The organism is Pantoea sp. NPDC088449 (genome assembly GCF_044753225.1).
Lineage (GTDB): Bacteria > Pseudomonadota > Gammaproteobacteria > Enterobacterales > Enterobacteriaceae > Pantoea > Pantoea floridensis.
In genome coordinates, this window is record NZ_JBIVMT010000001.1 from 1,920,726 (window position 1) to 1,937,206 (window position 16,481).

General features: G+C 53.6%; 15 protein-coding genes and 1 tRNA gene. 11 read left to right on the forward strand and 5 right to left on the reverse strand.

Features of this window, described 5'->3' with window-relative positions:
* Positions 1 to 106: 106 nt before the first annotated feature.
* The 3 genes from ACIP6T_RS09105 (at position 107) to ACIP6T_RS09115 (ending at position 6,263) form a co-directional block, all read left to right on the forward strand.
* Positions 107 to 1,861, forward strand: a complete 1,755-nt coding sequence (locus ACIP6T_RS09105; protein ID WP_097096630.1) for a DEAD/DEAH box helicase — start codon at positions 107 to 109, stop codon at positions 1,859 to 1,861.
* Positions 1,862 to 1,992: 131 nt separating this feature from the next.
* Entirely contained in the window at positions 1,993 to 2,277 is a 285-nt protein-coding gene (rplY, locus tag ACIP6T_RS09110; protein ID WP_097096629.1) for a 50S ribosomal protein L25, read from the forward strand.
* Positions 2,278 to 2,477: 200 nt separating this feature from the next.
* Positions 2,478 to 6,263 (forward strand): S6 family peptidase, encoded by a 3,786-nt coding sequence (locus tag ACIP6T_RS09115; RefSeq protein ID WP_400456516.1) that lies wholly within the window; start codon positions 2,478 to 2,480, stop codon positions 6,261 to 6,263.
* A 199-nt stretch (positions 6,264 to 6,462) separates the two neighbouring features.
* Here the strand turns inward: ACIP6T_RS09115 and yejK are convergent, their stop codons facing one another.
* Positions 6,463 to 7,467: a nucleoid-associated protein YejK gene (gene yejK / locus ACIP6T_RS09120; protein WP_345828942.1), complete on the reverse strand. Its 1,005-nt coding sequence runs from the start codon at positions 7,465 to 7,467 to the stop codon at positions 6,463 to 6,465.
* A 158-nt stretch (positions 7,468 to 7,625) separates the two neighbouring features.
* Here yejK and ACIP6T_RS09125 point away from each other — a divergent pair, with 158 nt between their 5' ends.
* The 5 genes from ACIP6T_RS09125 (at position 7,626) to ACIP6T_RS09145 (ending at position 11,141) form a co-directional block, all read left to right on the forward strand.
* Positions 7,626 to 7,853, forward strand: a complete 228-nt coding sequence (locus ACIP6T_RS09125; protein WP_007889427.1) for a YejL family protein — start codon at positions 7,626 to 7,628, stop codon at positions 7,851 to 7,853.
* Between the two features lie 22 nt (positions 7,854 to 7,875).
* Positions 7,876 to 9,630, forward strand: a complete 1,755-nt coding sequence (gene yejM / locus ACIP6T_RS09130) for an LPS biosynthesis-modulating metalloenzyme YejM (RefSeq protein WP_097096626.1) — start codon at positions 7,876 to 7,878, stop codon at positions 9,628 to 9,630.
* Between the two features lie 70 nt (positions 9,631 to 9,700).
* A tRNA-Pro gene (locus ACIP6T_RS09135) sits at positions 9,701 to 9,777 on the forward strand.
* A 357-nt stretch (positions 9,778 to 10,134) separates the two neighbouring features.
* Positions 10,135 to 10,338, forward strand: coding sequence for a hypothetical protein (locus ACIP6T_RS09140; protein WP_097096619.1), 204 nt, complete (start codon positions 10,135 to 10,137; stop codon positions 10,336 to 10,338).
* A 77-nt stretch (positions 10,339 to 10,415) separates the two neighbouring features.
* Positions 10,416 to 11,141, forward strand: coding sequence for a 4'-phosphopantetheinyl transferase (locus ACIP6T_RS09145; protein WP_400456519.1), 726 nt, complete (start codon positions 10,416 to 10,418; stop codon positions 11,139 to 11,141).
* Positions 11,142 to 11,294: 153 nt separating this feature from the next.
* On the opposite strand, the gene ACIP6T_RS09150 is transcribed toward ACIP6T_RS09145, so the two are convergent.
* The 3 genes from ACIP6T_RS09150 to apbE all read right to left on the reverse strand — a co-directional run bounded on the left by ACIP6T_RS09150 (position 11,295) and on the right by apbE (position 14,807).
* Positions 11,295 to 12,947, reverse strand: a complete 1,653-nt coding sequence (locus tag ACIP6T_RS09150) for a multidrug ABC transporter permease/ATP-binding protein (RefSeq protein ID WP_400456521.1) — start codon at positions 12,945 to 12,947, stop codon at positions 11,295 to 11,297.
* Positions 12,948 to 13,113: 166 nt separating this feature from the next.
* Entirely contained in the window at positions 13,114 to 13,755 is a 642-nt protein-coding gene (gene alkB, locus ACIP6T_RS09155) for a DNA oxidative demethylase AlkB (RefSeq protein ID WP_400456523.1), read from the reverse strand.
* Positions 13,756 to 13,769: 14 nt separating this feature from the next.
* Positions 13,770 to 14,807: an FAD:protein FMN transferase ApbE gene (apbE, locus tag ACIP6T_RS09160; RefSeq protein WP_400456525.1), complete on the reverse strand. Its 1,038-nt coding sequence runs from the start codon at positions 14,805 to 14,807 to the stop codon at positions 13,770 to 13,772.
* Positions 14,808 to 14,948: 141 nt separating this feature from the next.
* On the opposite strand from apbE, the gene ACIP6T_RS09165 reads away from it, so the two are divergent.
* On the forward strand, positions 14,949 to 15,062 hold the full coding sequence (locus ACIP6T_RS09165) for a response regulator (RefSeq protein WP_345828934.1): 114 nt from the start codon (positions 14,949 to 14,951) through the stop codon (positions 15,060 to 15,062).
* Between the two features lie 147 nt (positions 15,063 to 15,209).
* The gene (locus tag ACIP6T_RS09170; RefSeq protein WP_345828932.1) at positions 15,210 to 15,362 is read left to right on the forward strand and encodes a hypothetical protein; all 153 of its coding nucleotides are present in this window, start codon (positions 15,210 to 15,212) and stop codon (positions 15,360 to 15,362) included.
* A gap of 6 nt (positions 15,363 to 15,368) precedes the next feature.
* Here the strand turns inward: ACIP6T_RS09170 and ACIP6T_RS09175 are convergent, their stop codons facing one another.
* Positions 15,369 to 15,824 carry a nuclear transport factor 2 family protein gene (locus tag ACIP6T_RS09175; RefSeq protein ID WP_097096614.1) on the reverse strand — a complete coding sequence of 152 codons (456 nt, stop codon included), beginning with the start codon at positions 15,822 to 15,824 and terminating at the stop codon, positions 15,369 to 15,371.
* Between the two features lie 93 nt (positions 15,825 to 15,917).
* On the opposite strand from ACIP6T_RS09175, the gene ACIP6T_RS09180 reads away from it, so the two are divergent.
* Complete coding sequence (locus tag ACIP6T_RS09180; RefSeq protein WP_345828928.1) at positions 15,918 to 16,481, forward strand: TetR/AcrR family transcriptional regulator; 564 nt, start codon at positions 15,918 to 15,920, stop codon at positions 16,479 to 16,481.

Genomic DNA, 16,481 nt, shown 5'->3' on the forward strand with positions numbered 1-16,481 from the left:
GTGTGGGCAGTATAGCGGGAACCCGCTGCGGCTAACAGAGGCGATCCTGCGTTTCAGCTGCTTTCATGACATAATGCGCGCCCGTTCCAGAAAAAAGTTTGCCCCGATGTCATTCACTCTGCGCCCATACCAACAAGAGGCGGTTGACGCCACCCTCAACCATTTCCGCCGTCATACCACGCCTGCGGTGATTGTGCTGCCGACCGGTGCGGGAAAAAGCCTGGTAATTGCTGAGCTGGCAAGGCTGGCGCGCGGACGTGTACTGGTGTTGGCCCATGTCAAAGAATTGGTGGAGCAGAACCACAGCAAATATCAGGCATATGGCCTGCAAGCGGATATCTTCGCCGCCGGTTTACAACGCAAACAAAGTGAAAGCAAAGTGGTATTTGGCAGCGTGCAATCGGTAGCACGTAATCTTGATCGCTTCGACAGCGCCTTTTCACTGGTGATTGTTGATGAATGTCATCGCATTAGTGATAACGAAGAGAGCCAGTATCAGCAGCTGTTCGCTCATCTGCGTCAGCACAATCCCAGCCTACGTTTGCTGGGATTAACCGCCACGCCCTTCCGCCTCGGTAAAGGCTGGATTTATCAGTTCCACTATCACGGCATGGTGCGCGGTGATGAGAAAGCGCTGTTCCGCGACTGCATTTATGAGCTGCCGTTACGCTACATGATTAAACACGGTTTTCTGGTGCCGCCGGAGCGGTTGGATATGCCGGTGGTACAGTATGATTTCAGCCGGTTGATTCCACAAAATAACGGCTTGTTTAGTGAGGCCGATCTTAACCGCGAGCTGAAACAGCAGCATCGCGTGACGCCACATATTATCCGCCAGATCGTGGAGTTTGCTGAGGACAGGCACGGCGTAATGGTGTTTGCTTCCACTGTGGAACATGCGCGAGAAATCCTGACGCTTTTGCCAGAGAACAGCGCGCTGGTGTCGGCGGAAACCGCGGTGAAAGATCGCGATCGGTTGATTGGCGAGTTCAAAGCGCAACAGCTGAAGTTTCTGGTCAACGTGGCGGTCCTGACCACCGGATTTGATGCACCGCATGTTGATCTGATCGCGATTTTGCGCCCCACCGAATCGGTAAGTTTGTATCAGCAAATTGTTGGTCGCGGCCTGCGGCTCTCGCCCGGCAAAACTGATTGTCTGGTGCTCGATTACGCCGGTAATCCGCACGATCTTTTCACGCCGGAAGTGGGCGCACCAAAAGGCGCCAGCGATAATCAGCCGGTGCAGGTTTTTTGTCCCGCTTGCGGTTTCGCCAATACTTTCTGGGGCAAAGCAACGGAAGATGGCCACATCATTGAGCATTTTGGTCGCCGCTGTCAGGGTGTGCTGGAAGATGATGAAGGCCAGCGCGAACAGTGTGACTATCGTTTTCGTTTTAAAAGCTGTCCGGATTGCGGTGCCGAGAATGACATCGCCGCCCGCCGCTGCCAGCAGTGCGACAAAATTTTGGTCGATCCTGACGATATGCTGAAAGCCGCGTTGAAGTTGAAAGATGCGCGCGTACTGCGCTGTGCCGGCATGACGCTGGAACAAGGACGCGACGACAAAGGCGAATGGCTTAAGGCCAGCTATTTTGATGAAGATGGCACCAGCGTAAGCGAGCGTTTTCGCCTGCAAACGCCGGCGCAGCGTAAAGCTTTTGAGCAAGTGTTTATGCGTCCGCATCAGCGCGCGCCAGGCGTGGAACTTGGATGGCAAACCGCTGCCGATGTCATGGCGCTGCAACCCTTGCTGCGCCATCCCGATTTTGTGGTAGCACGTGCGAAAGGCCATTTCTGGCAGATCCGTGAGAAAATGTTTGATTATCAAGGACGTTATCGTCGCGCCAACGAACTGCGCTGAGCGGCGGAATCATTTGCCCCTGCCCCCCCTTTGGGGCTATAATGCCGCCCGCTTTTGCATCCGTAAAAGCAGTTTGAATAACCGTCCTGTTGCTGGGTCGCCTGTAGCAGGAATTATTGAAGAGATATCAAATGTTCACTATTAACGCTGAAGTACGTAAAGACCAGGGTAAGGGTGCGAGCCGCCGCCTGCGTGTAGCAAACAAATTCCCAGCCATCATCTATGGCGGTAATGAAGCACCAGTTGCTATCGAACTGGACCACGACGCCGTAATGAACGTGCAGGTTAAACCTGAGTTCTACAGCGAAGTGCTGACCATCGTTGTTGATGGTAAAGAAGTGAAAGTTAAAGCTCAGGCGGTACAGCGTCATCCGTTCAAGCCAAAACTGCACCACATCGACTTCGTTCGCGCTTAATCGCTGAATGAGTTGTTGGTAGAAGGGTCGGTTGCGAAACCGGCCCTTTTATTTTGTCTAAAATCCACCGTTAAAACCCCGCGTTTACCCCTCCTCCCCGCTTAATTCTTTGAGACGTTTCTGCGTAAGCTTTGCGCGATTACATGAAACTATGACGCCTTTCTTCGTGACTTTAGGGAATTATGAGAAAGGGAATTCATGTGAAAAAAGCCAACATCATCTCTTACGGCACGCTGTTTATCTGCCTGTCTTCCTCAGCAGGCGTTATGCGGCATGACACCAATGTGCAGGACTATCGCGACTTTGCGGAAAATATGGGCAAATACCGCATTGGTGTCAGCAATATTCCGGTTTATAAGAAAACAGGGGAGCTGGATGCTTATCTGAATTTTCCCATGCCAGATATGAGCAGTGTTTCTAGCTTGGGCTACACCGCATTGGTATCGCCATCCTATGTAATGACGGCACGTCATCTGGGTGGAGTTGATGCCGTCTCATTTGGTGGAAAATCTGAATTTTCTCCTACGTATATAGCGATAAGACGTAATGCCATACCTGATGCGATCGACCAGGACTTTATGACTCCGCGTTTGAATAAGGTCGTTACGGATGTCGTTCCCGTTAGCCATGTAGAAAATAGCGAGTTAAAAAACGGACATAATTCTCGCTACACCGCTTATGTGCGCGTTGGGTCCGGTTATCAACGGCAGGTGAACGATGAACAAACAGAACTTATTTCGGTAGCATCATTTTATAAATGGCTGTCAGGCGGAACAATCAATCCTGAAGGTGTACATTTTACAAAAAATTATTTTTACTGGACGCAATATGCCCCCGGGCATGAACTCTCATCCCCACTTTCGATTGCTCCAATATCCGGTGATAGCGGCAGCCCCTATTATGTCTATGATTCTGTCGATAAACAGTGGAAGCTTGCTGCTGTATTTTCTGCATTCTACAGAAGCAGTACCGGATATGGATATGAAGCTGTTGCAACACTAATTCCAGACAATTATTTCGCCAGCGTTATTGCTGCTAATACCTCCCCTGACGTTACCGACACTGCTGGTGCGGGAAATCTTTTCTGGAATGCATCTACGATTGAGCAAAACAATAAACAGTGGAGCTGGCAGGGCCTCGACGAAAAATATCGTCACCTTGCTCCGGGTAAAGCCACGCTGGAAGAGCTTGATGCCAGCAAAGATATCCGTTTTAACGGTGCGGGCGGTGACATTATCCTGAGCGATGCCGTTAATCTCGGTGCTGGCAAGCTACAGTTCTCAAATAACTACACCGTGAAATCAGCGGAGGGCGCTACTGCCACCTGGGTTGGTGGCGGTATTGAAGTCGACGCGGACAAAAAGGTGCTGTGGCAGGTCAATGGCCTTGCCGATGATGACCTGCATAAAATTGGCGCTGGTACGCTGCACGTCAACGCCAAAGGCAAAAACCAAGGCGGCCTCAACGTCGGCGACGGCACCGTCATTCTCGATCAGCAGGCCGACGATCAGGGCAATCAGCAGGCTTTCTCACGAGTGATGATCGTCAGCGGCCGCCCGATGGTCGTTCTCAATGGCGATAACCAGGTTGCAGGTGACGATATTTTCTTCGGCTATCGCGGCGGCAGGCTCGATCTGAACGGCCACGACCTGACGATGAAAAAAATTAACCACACCGACAGCGGTGCCACGCTGATAAACCAGAGCGCCGATCGCGCTGCCAGCCTGACGCTGACCGGCTTCAAACCTGCTGATATCACCATTCAGGAGTGGGATTCCGCCACCCATGCGGGCACTATTGGCGATATTTACGAAGACTGGAACGACCGCTCGCAGCGCATTGAATACTTCCAGCTTAAAACCAGCACCTACAGCTGGTTCCCGACCAATCAGCAGGACAATAGCTACTGGAAATATATCGGTTTTGACGCAGAAGAAGCGCGAGCCTACCGCGCCATGCAGTTCAATAATCTGGTCTACCGCGGCTATATCGGCTCTTACGATCCGGACGGCGTCAACGGCCAGTTTAACTTTGATTTCTCACCGGAAATGTCTGCTGCCAGGCTGGCGCTGACCGGCGGCAGTAATATCAATGGCAACATTAATGTGAATAACGGCACGCTGCTGCTCTCCGGCCAGCCGGTACCGCACGCAGGCGGCCTGATCATCGATGACGACTGGTACACCTCAACCTTTATTGCCGATAACATCGTCGCCGCCAGTAACACGCGGCTGCAGGTGGGCGAATACGCGCAGGTGAAAGCCAATATTCAGGCCGGTGACAACAGCCAGGTGCTGCTGGGTTACCAGCCCGGAGCGGACGATCAACACCAGATTTTACGCTGCGTTTCGCCGGTACAGAGCACTGCAACTTCCTGCGAAACCGCAGCGCGTGATGCAGCAGCGTTACGCGCCCTGCCCGCCAGTACGGTACACGGCGATATCACTCTGGGCGACCAGACTGAACTTCATCTCGGTAAGGTCGACTTACGTGGCCGCATCACCGATCAGAATACCGCGCGGGTTACGATGTCGGGTGAAACCTTCTGGAACCTGACGGGCGACAGCCGCATGCAGCGCCTCAGCGCGCCGCAGGGCGGCATTATCTCGACGCTCGCCGATGACGATAAAACCTGGCAGCCTAAACAGCTGTGGGTAGAAGATCTGTATGCCAACAACCTGCAGCTGGGTTTTGGTATTGCCCCGCAAACCGGCGTCAGCGACAGCCTGTACATTGATAAATCGGCGCAGGGCGCTGGCAACACGCTTGATCTCGGCTTTATGCTCGGCGAAACCTTCCCGGATAAGGTTCCGAACCAGATCGTATTGCTGGATGCGCCGGCCGGCACCGCGCATGACTACTTCACCCTGCCGCCGATCGGACGGGGATTCTCCCTCTACACACCGGACTATCAGGTCATTGAGGACGCGGGCCGCGTGAAGTGGATCATCGCGAAAACGCCGGTGCCGGTGATTGATCCCGTTCCGGTGCCGACGCCGGATCCAGTGCTCGACCCGACTCCGGATCCAAAACCCGAACCGGTTATCGATCCCGCACCCGAGCCGGGTAAGCCGGAAGACTGGTTTATCATCAGCGATAATAACGGCCTGCTGCACAACACCCGCGCGCTGCTGGCGTCACGACAGTATCTGTTCAGTGAAATTACCGCTTCACTTAACGATCGCGCGCAAACGCTGCATGGCGATGCGCAGATGCACGGCGTCTGGGGCGGTTATCGCTATAACCACGGCGGCGTAGCGGGCGTTAACATTCAGCAGCAGGCGTTTGAACTGGGCGCAGATAAACAGGACGGCGCGTGGCGGTATGGCCTGATGGCCAGCCATGGTTTGGGTAGCGCGAAAGGTGCGGGCTCGATTAAAAATCAGCTCAGTACTCTCGGCACCTATGCCACCTGGCTGGCAGATAGCGGCTGGTTTACCGACCTGGCGGCACGCTATATCCACCTGCGTCAGGATTTAAAGCTGGATCCGGCGCTGGAGGTACAAGGCACGCAGCGCACCAGCCAGATGCTGGCGGCAAGCGCAAAAGCAGGGCGTGAAATCGCGCTGTTCGATGATTCCTTCACCTTCTCACCTTATCTGGAAACCCGCGTCGGCTATCTGCCGGGCTATCAGCTGCAGGGTTACGATGCCGATATCGCGTTAAGCAGCGCCACGCCGTGGTCGGTATCACCCGGCATTGCACTGAGAAAGCGTGGTCTGGGTTCTGTGCTGCCAGAGGTGTCACTGTTCGCTGATATCAGCAAGCAATATTCGCCGGGCAGCAGCGGCTCAACGCTGACGCTTGCAGACAGCCACGCCAGCCGCGTCTACAACGCGTGGAGCGACAACCGCTATCGCCTGCATGTAGGATTTGAGGGGCCGATCAGCGATAACTGGTCATTGCAGGTAGGGGCGAAGCACAGTGCAGGCGGAAAGTATCAGACCGACACCGCACTCAACGGTTCGCTGAACTATTCTTTCTGATCAGGAAGTCTTATATAAAAAAGCCGGGCAACTCTCTGCCTAATGCTCGTCAGTTAAGCGTGAATCGGTCACCATGAATGGTGACCCTACGAGGATATAGCCGGGTTTTCGTAGGGTGCGCATTCATGCGCACCTGCATAAAAAGGCCTTTTTTGCTTAAGTGGGCGGCACTACGCAACTCTCTGCCCGGCTTTTTCATTTATTTGCTGCTGGTTCGACGCTGCAACTGATCGCGCAGATTCGGCGGCGTACCTTTGATCGTCAGCGTATCGGTCGTTGGGTCCCAGAAAATACGTTCGCCAAGTAACATCGCGTCAAAGTTCAATGTTAATCCACCGCCGCTGCCCGCAAATTTGGTCAACTGGCGCAGCGTGCTGCGATCGGCCGGGAAGGTTTCTTCCAGCTCATACCCTTGTTCCTGGGTGAAGGCCTGGAAGGTTTTTTCGCCGAGCGGCGGTAATTCACTGGATAGGTCTTCCAGTGCAATCTCTTCGCCCGCCTGCAGCTGCTCATTGCAGTAGCTGTAAACCTGCTGACGGTAATTCTGACGCTCATTTTTATCGAGGTCCGATTCCGCGCAATAATCATCCACCGCTTGCAGCAAGCCGCGGTTTTGCGCTTTGGTATCCAGACCCACACTCGCGCCAAGGAAATCCATAAAGAAATCCGCCACTTTGCGCCCCACGCGGCCGCGCAGGAAGGTTAAATAGCGGGTAGATTCCGGATTGGTTTCCCATTCGGTAAGGTCGATACGCGCCACGATATCCGCATGGTTGATATCGAGATAATGGGTGCTGCTGATATCAAGCTGCTCGTTCACGCGCATGCTCGACTGGCTGTTTAATACCGCGACCAGCAAATACTCCACGGCGAGATAGCGATAGTGCAGGAACAGCACCACGCCACCTTCCGCAAACGGATATTTGCTCAGCTCATCGCGCAAGCGACCGGTGGCCGCACGGCTAAATGCCAGAAAGTCATCCTCCCCTTTGCGGCAGTTACGCAGCGCATCCGCCAGCTCGCTATCTTGGTTAAACAGGCCGTAAGCTTTGCTTTTGGCGCTGTAAACCCGATGCAGCTCTTCCGCCATCTCTTCAACCGCGCGGGTAGCTGGCAGCAAGGTGTCGCGCAGTACCAGTTCCAGCTGGTTTTCATCACGTTTAACTAACTGATGCAGGGCAATCTGGTCGATATCCAGACTCATGGTAGACTCTCCTTTTAGCTCAGGCGCGTATTCAAACACCGCCCGCTGCTGCTTTCAACTACCAGCACAAACTGATCGCTCTGCTTGCGATAAAATTGCGGAAAAAAGTGCGTTGTTACGGTAATATACCGCCTTTTCACCCTTGATTAGACGACGATATGCCACAATCATCCCGTTACAGTGACGAACGCGTGGAAAAGCTCCTCGCAGAGATGGCGCAGATTCTTGAGAAAGACAAAGCGCCAACCGACCTTTCCCTTATGGTATTGGGTAACATGGTAACTAATTTGATCAATACCAGCGTTTCACCGGCTCAACGCCGCACCCTGGCACGATCTTTCGCGGAAGCATTACAGTCTTCCGTACGCGACGACAACGCTCATTAATATGCAGATTTGACCTCATAATATGGTAACCAACCGGCAGCGCTACCGCGAAAAAGTCTCCCAGATGATCGGCTGGGGGCATTGGTTTGCCCTGTTTAATATTATCTTCGCGTTTATTTTAGGCAGCCGCTATCTGTTGGTTGCCGATTGGCCCGCGTCGCTTGCGGGCCGCATCTATGCCTATACCAGTTGGATCGGCCACTTTAGTTTCATCGTCTTCGCCGGTTATCTGCTGATCATTTTCCCGCTCACCTTTGTGGTGATGTCACAGCGCTTGCTTAGGGTGCTATCGGCGATTATCGCTACCGCCGGATTAACGCTGATTATGGTCGACAGCGCGGTCTTCAGCCGCTTCCACCTGCACCTTAATCCGGTGGTGTGGGAGCTGGTGATCAACCCGGACCAAAGCGAGATGGCGCGCGACTGGCAGCTGATGTTTATCAGCGTGCCTCTGATTTTTCTCGTGGAGATGCTGTTCGCCACCTGGAGCTGGCAAAAGCTGCGCAGCCTCAATCGGCGTTCGTTCGGTAAGCCGCTGGCCGCTCTGTTTATCAGCGCCTTCTTCGCCAGCCATTTGCTGTATATCTGGGCCGACGCCAATTTCTATCGTCCCATTACCATGCAGCGCGCCAATCTGCCGCTCTCCTATCCGATGACCGCGCGTCGCTTCCTTGAACGCCACGGCTTGCTGGATGCGCAAGAGTACCAGCGCCGTCTGGTGCAACAGGGCGATCCGGAAGCGCTGTCGGTGCAGTATCCGCTCAGCGACATTACTTTCCGTGATGCTGGCACGCGCCATAACCTGCTGGTGCTAACCGTTGACGGTCTGAATAACGGTACGCTGGACAAAGCGCTGCCATCACTCAATCAATTTGCTAGCGAAAATGTGCGCTTTACGCAGCATTACAGCGCCGGGTTGCAGCCGGAAAAAGGCCTGTTTGGCCTGTTCTACGGCATCTCTTCCAGCTACATGGATGGCGTACTGGCATCGCGTATGCCCTCCGCTCTGCTGAATGCTTTGAATGCACAAGGTTATCAGTTCGGCTTGTTCTCTTCGGATGGCTTTAGCCAGCCGCTTTATCGTCAGGCGTTGTTAGCGGATTATTCGCTACCGCAGGCCGACACGCAGCCGAACAGCACCACGGTAACGCAGTGGCAAAACTGGCTTAACGGTCAGAAAGCGAACGGTACACCGTGGTTCTCATGGATTGCCCTGAACGGTGTCACCATCAACGGCGATAACGTGAAGGCGCGTCAGCGCAGCTATCTACGTCAGGCTGGCGGTGTTGATGAGCAAATCAATGCCGTGCTGCAAACGCTACAACAGCGTGATTTGTTGAAAAATACTGTGGTCGTGATTACCGCGCAACGTGCCGTCAATCCGGATAGCAATGATGACAATCCAGGCAATCGCGCCACGCTACAGGTGCCGCTGGTGGTGCACTGGCCGAATACGCCCGCACAAACCATCGATCGTTTAACCGATCAGCAAGACGTCATGACCACGCTGATGCAGCGTCTGCTGCATGTGCGCACTAATCCGTCCAACTATTCGCAGGGTGAAGATCTGTTTGCCGCGCAACGCAGCCATGATTGGGTTGCCAGCAGCGAAGACGGCAAGCTGGTGGTGACCACGCCGACGGTAACGTTAGTGCTGAATAATAATGGCAGCTATAGCGCATACGATATCCACGGCAAACGGCTGAAAGATCATAAGCCACAGCTGGCGCTGCTGTTACAGGTATTGACTGAAGAGAAGCGATTCATCGCAAACTGATTAATAATGAGGCAGTTAAATGCTGCTCATATTGCAATCGTGCGAAGAAACAGTAATATTCCATCACGTTCGGCACGTAGCGCAGCCTGGTAGCGCACGGTCATGGGGTGTCCGGGGTCGGAGGTTCAAATCCTCTCGTGCCGACCAAAATCCCGAAGAAAGCAGCCTTTATGGCTGCTTTTTTTTGCCTGAATTTCACAGAGCGGCAGGTCGTAACCAGCACTTTCAAAAGCTGTTTTCTAAATGATGACGTAACCCTTTATCCTTGTGAGTTCACCACTCGGCCTCATCCCCTTCTAACACCCTTCATATCACGTCGAAACAATCAGAATTACGCCAACAAAATCATCATTCTCATCAAAAAAATCAGTAACTTACCGAAAGCAACCGAGCCGAGCCAGATCACATTTTTGGAGAATTGTGACAGCACTTCATCAAACTGAAACAAAAATGTCACAGACTTCTCTTACTCTTAGGACTCCTGTTTTTTCGATGGAAACCATTATGGTCATCAAAGCAAAAAACCTGCAGGATGCGGAAGAGCTGCTGCACTCGGGTATCAATAAAGTGGAACTGGCTTACGATATCGGCAGCGACGACTTCTTCCGTCTGGCCACGCGCTGGTGCGATCGGGGCGCGCGCATCACCAAAGGTCATCAGCACTTTGTGGTGCAGATTAAAGGTATGGCAATTCCCCCGAATAACTAAAAGTGAGCGAGCCCCTTTAGCTTGCTCTCCATCCGGCTGACTGGTAAAACTACGTTTTCCGTCAGCCGTGATTTTTTATGTTTCCCTCTCAAACACCCCTTGCGCTGCCCTCTTCTGCCTTTATCCGCGCCGCCGGTATTACGCGGGATAGCTTGCCGATCGCCTGGTGTGAATTCGATCAAAACCATTGGCATAGCGATCTGCATCAGGCGTGGCATTTGCCGCTGCCTGAATCGCTACAAGGTGCCGTGAAAAAGCGTAAAGCCGAACATCTGGCGAGCCGCTGGCTGGTTCAGCAAAGCGTGGCGCAACTCGGTTTACCTGGCTTTGTCTTGCGTAATGCGCCCGATCGTTCACCGCTGTGGCCAGCCGGCATGCAGGGATCACTATCGCATACGCATAACATTGCCGTGGTAGCCGCAACGCGTGAGCCGCTGAGTCTTGGAGTGGATGTGGAGCAGGTGATGGCAGAGGAAACCGCAGAGGAAACGGCCGATTTGTTGATGAGCAAGCATGAAAAGCGGCGACTATTGGCGCAACCTTTGCCCTTTGCACAGGCGGCTACGCTGCTGTTTTCGCTGAAAGAGAGTTTATATAAAGCGCTGTGGCCGCAGCTGCACCAGCCAATGGATTTTCTGCAGGCGGAACTCGTAGGACTGGACATCACGCAAGGCATCGCTCAGCTGCGGCTAACGCATGATTTCTCTACAGCTTTTGCCAGCAAAACCCGCTTACAGGCGCGCTTCTGGCTCCATGCAGGGCACGTTACGACGCTGCTTATCCATCCGTTGCCGACAAAATAAAAAACCGGCTCAGAAATTCCCCTGAGCCGGTGACAACACAAGACGACAGAAATGTTTAGGGACGCAGAAACGAGGATTTCTGCTGCGAGTGACTTTACTCCCTGCGCAACGCCTTGCCCAATAAGGGTTTTCGCTAAGCTTTCCCGGCTAACATCAATGCCCGGTATCGGTACGTTGCACCGCATCCAGCGTGGCCATGTCGCGTTCATTGCCAGTCAACTCGCTCAGCTGCCCTTCGCGCATCTCCAGCAGACGATCGGCATGAATAAAGTAGTGATCGTCGTGGCTGATGGCGAACACCGTTTTGCCTGAAGCTTGTAACCACGGCAATAGCTCGCGGTAGAAGATGCGCCGGAAATGCGGATCCTGATCCGCCGCCCATTCGTCGAGCAGCAAAATATCACGCTCCTCCGCGGCCGCCAGCAGCAGCGCCAGACGCTTGCTCTGTCCTTTCGACAGCTGCAGATTCAGCACCCTGTTGCCTTCCAGCTTGAGTTTATCCTGCATCTTTAAACGTTCCAGCCACTGCTGCACCAGCGCCGGATTAGCCGGTTGACCTTGATGGCCGATTAACCGGTCAAACAGGTGCACATCGGTGAACACCGCCGAGAAGTGTTTGCGATACGCTTCGAGGTTATGCCAGTCAACCACCTTGCCATCAAGTAACAAACTGCCCGATTGCGGTTGATAAAGGCCGGTGAGCAGCATGGCTAATGTGGATTTTCCGCTGCCGTTGCCGCCAATCAGAAACACCAATTCCCCGCGACGCAGCGTCAGGTTAATGGGTCCAACCTGGAAGCCGCGCTCGCCATAATGGAAGCAGACATCGCGTAGCTCTAACGTTTGCCAGTCGCTGACGTTAGGCAATGCTTTGAACGCTTCATTATACGGCGCCAGTTCAAAAGTATTGAGCTTGCGGAACGCCACCTGTGCGCTCAGCAGCGTCGGCAAGGCGCCAACCGCCGCCAGCAGCGGCGTGCGCAGGAAGAGCAGCGTCAGTGAATAGGTTGCCGCGACGGCGGTGTTGGCCCAGCCAAGGCCATTAGCCATAAAGAACACAATGCCAATGGCGCCCAGCATCATAATATTCGACCAATTCACCGCGCTAAGATGGAAGGTATCGGCACGTACAATGTGATGGCGATAGCTTTTGGCATTTTCCTGATACACGCTTTCGTAAATCAGCTGCGCGCGTTCACGGTTGAGCTGCAGCTCTTTGCGTCCTTCAATAATGGTTTGGAAGTCACGGTACAGCTCATCTTCAACCTCGCGCAGCTTAGCCATATGCTGGTAAACCCGTGACACCAGCAGCCAGCCGCCAACCAGCGTTACCACCAGCCACAGGCTGGTGATCAGCAGCATCTTCGGCGAGAGCCAGGCGAGATAAAGTGCCGACCCCAGGGTAATAATGATGCCCTGAATCAGCTCCGGTAAACGCACAAAGGCAATGGTGATGGCGCGTACATCGCTGGTGAGGCCGGCCAATAGCTGAGCATTACCAATCTGTTCAATGCGCTCTACGCGCGTATCGAGAATACGTTTAATGAATTCGCCGCGCAGACGCCAGACAAAATGGTGGCCGAGCATGGTCAGCGCCAGCTGTGAGCCAAGCGTAACCGCCATCAGCAAGAACAGCTGGCCAAGGAAACTCGGCAGGACAGAAATCGAGGTATTTACCGCAACGATCAGTTCGTTGTTGATATAGGCAATCAGGCCGATACCGAGCACGGCACTCAGCAGCGTGAGAAGAATGACACCAATAAAAGGCCAGCGGTACTGGCGATAAACTACATGCAGCAATGCCATTAAAAAATTCCAGCGGTCAATAAAGCAGCCTGCAGTTTAATGTCGCCCCCGCTGATAGCAAGAATAATTCTCATCCCGTATTTCCCTCAGCAAAACGCTTTTTATCGCACCTTTGCAGCAGCGCGATTTATCGCGCAATAAATCGCGCCGCGACAAAAATAAAAGTCTAAAACGCACGGCGGAATGTGAGGTTATAGCGGAAAGCACCCGCCTGCGGATGAATGCCCGGTTTAAGTGGCAGAATGCCGTGATAACGCAGGCGTGAAGGGCCACCCCACACCACGATATCGCCATGTTCCAGCAATACGCGTTGCGTGGCGTCGCCACGCTCAAAGCCGCCGAACTGAAACACCGCTGGCAAACCCAGCGAAACAGAGACGATCGGCTGGCGCAGATCCTTCTCATCTTTATCCTGGTGTAGCGTCAGTTTGGCACCAGGCTCATAGCGGTTAATCAGGCAGGCATCGGGATTGAAAGCGGCAAAACCGGCTTCTTCTGCCGCCTGCTGCGCCAGTTCGCGGAACAGCGCAGGCATCGGCGGCCACAGATGCCCGCTGCTGGCATCCTGTTCGGTATATTGGTAGCCGCGCGAATCGGTTGACCAGCCAAAATTGCCGCAGTTTGTCATCGCCACCGACATACGATGGCCGCCAGGCGTAATGCGATGAGCAAACGGATTTTGCTCAGCAATGTGGTGAATCGCCGCCAGCAACGCGTCGGCACTATCGCGTGCACGACGCCGCAGAATCACGGCACCCTCGGCCAGCGGCTCTTGCCACGGGGCTTCGTCGCTAAATAAATCCAACATTTACGCCTCCTTTACTACTGCGATTTCTGATCGATCAGGAAGGATTTGAACTGTGGCGACATCCAGTGCGTAAAGCCATCGCCCTGTTTGCTAATCAAATAGACTGCCAGATGCTCTTTAAGCGCCAGCGCCTGGGCGCGCTCGCTGCCAAGCACCATTAAGCCAGTATCCCAGCCGTCCGCTTCCAGCGCGGTGGTCGCTATCACGGTTGCTGAAACCAGCTTGTGCTCTATCGGCCTGCCTGTTGCGGGATCGATGACGTGCGAAATACGTTTGCCGTCCAGTTCATAATAGTTGCGATAGCTGCCTGAGGTACTGATGCCGTGCCCCTGCAGATCAACACGTGCTTCCACCGCATTTTCACGATCGGTGGGTTTCTGAATGGCCACGCGCCACGGTTGCTGGTTAGCGTTAACGCCACGACTCAGCACCGCGCCCCCCACCGAAACCAGATAGTTGGTAATGCCCTGCTGCTCCATCAGACGTGCCAGATGATCGGTGGCATAGCCCTCGCCCATGGTGGAGAGATCCACGTACAGGCCGGGCAGATCTTTCTGCAGCCATTGTCCCTCAACGCCCTGAATTACGCGCAGATGCTGCAAACCGGTGAGCGCTTTAGCCGCAGCGATTTCGGCCTCCGTTGGCGTGTGCGCCGGTTGCTTCGTTGGGCCGAAACCCCACAAATTAACCAGCGGACCAACGGTGATGTCCATTGCTCCTCCGGTCATTTTGCCAATACGCAGCGCCATGGTGACAATGTCCGCCATATCGCTGCTCACCGCCTGTGGTGCGCTGCCCTGATACTGGTTAAAGCGCGACAAGACCGAATCGCGTTTCCACGTCGATAATTCTCCGTCATCGCGATCCAACTGCTGCTGAATCAATTGCTGCAATGCAGCATGACGTGATGACGCCACGCCCGCTACGCTGACGCGCCAGACCGTGCCCATGGTTTTACCTTCCAGCACCATTGCTGGCTGGCTATCATTTTTTTCACAACCGCTCAGGGCAAAAGCCACCAGCCCTATCAGCAGAATATTCTGAAAATGCATCTCTTCCTCATCTATTAACTGTTGCTACAGCCGGTTACAAAGCATAAATCGCTTGTAAATCCATCTAAAGCTGCTTGATGTTCGCTGAACCCTAAGACAGGATAACGCGTTCCTGCACCGTTTTTACCTACAGGAGCTAAGATGGTTTATTTCATTATTGCAGTGACCACCGGACTGTTTATTTTCGGCAGCTACAGATGCTGGGAACGCTATCGCCACCGTCTGATTCAACATTATCCTTCACGCCGACGTTAAATTTTTGCACCAGAAAATCCCCCTCCTGCACCGCTTCAGCGCCGGCGCAGTGTAGCAAAGTGCTGACGCTGCGCGTGGCGCTGCGAGCGGTGGTCTGGCATGAATTCTGCATCGTTGAGGATGAGTTGAACATCAGCGAGGTGCAGAATGGAAAAGAGCAAAACGCAAAACAGTAAATGGCAGCATTGGCTGAGTTTCTCGGCCTTTACGTTGGCGGGCGTGGCAATGGAAGGCAGTATGGCCACCACGCCGCCACTGCAACCGGCACCTAAAGCAAAAAAATGGCGCGGGATGCAGTAATCTTCTTCATAGCCCCAGTTCACTTAAGCCCGGATGTGCGTCCGGGCGCGTTCCAGCAGGCCAGTGGAACAGACGATCCTCTGCGGCGATGGGGAGATCATTGATACAAGCGAAGCGCTGAATCATCAAGCCATCGGCACCAAAGTGCCAGTTCTCATTGCCATAGCTGCGGAACCAGTTGCCGCTGTCATCATGCCATTCATAGGCAAATCGCACCGCCAGCTTATCGTTATGCCACGCCCACAGCTCTTTGATCAGTCGGTAATCCAACTCTTTTACCCATTTACGTTGCAGAAATGTCACGACTTCCGCACGTCCATTGACGAATTCGCTGCGATTACGCCAGCGCGTATCTTCGCTATAAACCAATGAAACCCGCTGTGCGTCGCAGCTGTTCCACGCATCTTCCGCCATGCGGACTTTCTTTAACGCCGTTTCCTGATTAAACGGTGGCACCAACATATTTTCTCTCCTGAACATGTAGACAGGTCTGTCTACTTGATTCATCCTGCCGGATGTAGACAATTCTGTCTACATATTTGAACAGGATTAATTATGCTTGAACCTCTGATATTTGATGCCGCAGCCTCTGCCCGCGATCGCATCTTGTTGTGCGCACAACAATTGTTTTACCAGCAGGGTATTCGCGCTACGGGTGTGGATAGAGTGATCGCGGAGGCCGGCGTGACGAAAGTGACTTTCTATCGTCATTTTCCGGCAAAAAATATGCTGGTTTTAGCGTTTTTACAGCAGCGCCATCAGCGTTGGATGGCGGCATTTCGCGCTGCACTGAATCAGCACGTTACGCTGGACGATGCCCTGCCCGCGGCACTTCTGAGTTGGTTTAACGATGCCGATTTTCGCGGCTGCGCCTTTATTAACACAGCGGCGGAATTAGGCAGCAGCTTAGCTGAAGCCAGCGAACTGATTCGCCAGCATAAGCACGAGATGGCGCAGGCAATCAAAGAAAAGCTGGCGCCCGAGCAGCAGATGAAAACGGCGCAGATTGTGTTGCTGGTTGAAGGTGCCATTGTACAGGTGCAGATTGGGGAAGAGGCAAAACAGATAGTTGAGATATTGCGAGGCGCGCTAAGCGCACTGCTGAAAACGGGAGCGTGA

Bases quoted from the DNA above. Each gene is read 5' to 3' on its own strand.
- ACIP6T_RS09105 (WP_097096630.1), top strand. From the start codon at position 107: ATGTCATTCACTCTGCGCCCATACCAACAAGAGGCGGTTGACGCCACC.
- rplY (WP_097096629.1), top strand. From the start codon at position 1,993: ATGTTCACTATTAACGCTGAAGTACGTAAAGACCAGGGTAAGGGTGCG.
- yejK (WP_345828942.1), bottom strand. From the start codon at position 7,467: ATGAGTCTGGATATCGACCAGATTGCCCTGCATCAGTTAGTTAAACGT.
- ACIP6T_RS09125 (WP_007889427.1), top strand. From the start codon at position 7,626: ATGCCACAATCATCCCGTTACAGTGACGAACGCGTGGAAAAGCTCCTC.
- yejM (WP_097096626.1), top strand. From the start codon at position 7,876: ATGGTAACCAACCGGCAGCGCTACCGCGAAAAAGTCTCCCAGATGATC.
- ACIP6T_RS09140 (WP_097096619.1), top strand. From the start codon at position 10,135: ATGGTCATCAAAGCAAAAAACCTGCAGGATGCGGAAGAGCTGCTGCAC.
- ACIP6T_RS09145 (WP_400456519.1), top strand. From the start codon at position 10,416: ATGTTTCCCTCTCAAACACCCCTTGCGCTGCCCTCTTCTGCCTTTATC.
- ACIP6T_RS09150 (WP_400456521.1), bottom strand. From the start codon at position 12,947: ATGGCATTGCTGCATGTAGTTTATCGCCAGTACCGCTGGCCTTTTATT.
- alkB (WP_400456523.1), bottom strand. From the start codon at position 13,755: ATGTTGGATTTATTTAGCGACGAAGCCCCGTGGCAAGAGCCGCTGGCC.
- apbE (WP_400456525.1), bottom strand. From the start codon at position 14,807: ATGCATTTTCAGAATATTCTGCTGATAGGGCTGGTGGCTTTTGCCCTG.
- ACIP6T_RS09165 (WP_345828934.1), top strand. From the start codon at position 14,949: ATGGTTTATTTCATTATTGCAGTGACCACCGGACTGTTTATTTTCGGC.
- ACIP6T_RS09170 (WP_345828932.1), top strand. From the start codon at position 15,210: ATGGAAAAGAGCAAAACGCAAAACAGTAAATGGCAGCATTGGCTGAGT.
- ACIP6T_RS09175 (WP_097096614.1), bottom strand. From the start codon at position 15,824: ATGTTGGTGCCACCGTTTAATCAGGAAACGGCGTTAAAGAAAGTCCGC.
- ACIP6T_RS09180 (WP_345828928.1), top strand. From the start codon at position 15,918: ATGCTTGAACCTCTGATATTTGATGCCGCAGCCTCTGCCCGCGATCGC.